This window comes from Austwickia sp. TVS 96-490-7B (assembly GCF_019331795.1).
Classification (GTDB): Bacteria; Actinomycetota; Actinomycetes; order Actinomycetales; family Dermatophilaceae; genus Austwickia.
Window position 1 is genome coordinate 1 of record NZ_JAHPZL010000049.1, and the last position, 1,401, is coordinate 1,401.

General features: G+C 70.0%; 1 protein-coding gene and 1 pseudogene. Both read left to right on the forward strand.

The genetic code is table 11. The features are described 5' to 3' along the window. A partial coding sequence (locus tag KEM60_RS16135) for a prolyl oligopeptidase family serine peptidase (RefSeq protein ID WP_219232481.1) occupies nucleotides 1-1,117 on the forward strand: 1,117 nt, incomplete at its 5' end. A 29-nt stretch (nucleotides 1,118-1,146) separates the two neighbouring features. Then, nucleotides 1,147-1,401 (forward strand): annotated as a pseudogene (locus KEM60_RS16140) (hypothetical protein); the annotation flags it as partial.

Below are 1,401 nucleotides of genomic sequence, written 5' to 3' on the forward strand. Positions count from 1 at the left end.
TGGCCGGTGGTTGTTGCCGTCCGGTCGCCTGCTCGGGGTGGTGGGGGTGCGCGGTGCAGATGGTGACGCCGATGGGGATGGTCGGCTGCTGGCCGCCGTACGGCGGGAGGGGTGTGCCGCGTTGGTGCCGTTGATGCCGGAGGGCGCCCCTGCGGAGCCGTGGTGGGTGGGCGCTTTGGGGGTGGAGCTGGGAAGTGTCGGCGTGACGGGGGATTCTCAGGTGTGGTGGGTGACGCGATCGGCCGGGGCGCCGTCGCAGATGCATCGTCGGATATGGGACGCCGCGACAACGACTGGGGTGGAGATGGCGACGGTGGGGTCGGTGTCGCAGCGGTGTCGGCATGTCCGGGCGGAGGCGGTCGGTCCGGATGGGACAGCGATCCCCTATGTCGTCACTGATGATCCGGCGTGGCGGTCCGGGTCGGCCCGGCCGGTGTTGCTGACCGTGTACGGCGGTTTTGGGGTGGAGCACTGGCCAGAAGCGGAGCCGACGGTGGCGGCCTGGGTGCAGGCCGGTGGGGTGGTGGTGACTGCGCAGGTCCGCGGGGGCGGCGAGTTTGGTCCGCAGTGGCATGAGGCGGGCAGCGGTGAGTGGAAGGGGCGCGCTGCGGTGGATGTGCTGACAGTGGCGCGGGCTCTGGTGGATCGCGGTGTGACCTGTCCGGGGGGTGTGATGCTGTGTGGGGCATCGCATGGGGGGTTGGTCGCGGCGTCGGCGGCGTTGCTGGATGACGGGGACCCTGCGGTGGTCGGTGGGGTGGCGGTGACCGCGCCGTTGTTGGATGTGACTGATGTGTCCCGGCATGGCAATGGCCAGTTTTGGGCGGCGGAGTTCCCGGCCGGTCGGGCGGCTCGGGCGGCGGTGTCACCGTTGTGGCTGGTCCGGCAGGGGGATCGGAGGTTGCCACCGTTGTGGGTGGCCTCAATGGGTCGTGATGAGCGGGTCGCTGATGATGCCGCTGATTTTGTGGCGGCGTGGGCTCGTCGTGGTGAGGTGACGCATCGGCGGGAGGAGGAATCGGCGCATGTCGGGGATCGGTTGGCGCAGATCGATGCCCGTTCAGCGGACCTGTTGGGCTTTGCGTGGCGGGCGGCGTCAGCGGCTGTGATGGGGTGAGGGGTAAGCGCACCAGGAGAGGAGGTCCGATGGTGGGTCGCCTCGACAGGTGGTGGCGCGCTGTCGCTATGTCGATGCCGGCCCGGGAGCTGCGGGCGTTCTTCGGGGCTGCGCTGGTGGTGCCGGTGACGCGAGATCATCGGGAGTCGTTGGCGCGTCGGCGTCGCCGCCAGGTGGTGGTGGCAGTGACGTTGATGGTGGGGGCGTGGGCGTTAGGTCGGGCGTTGGCGGTGTCACCGGGTGATCCGTGGTTTTATGCGGCGACCTCGTCGGTGGCGGGGGTG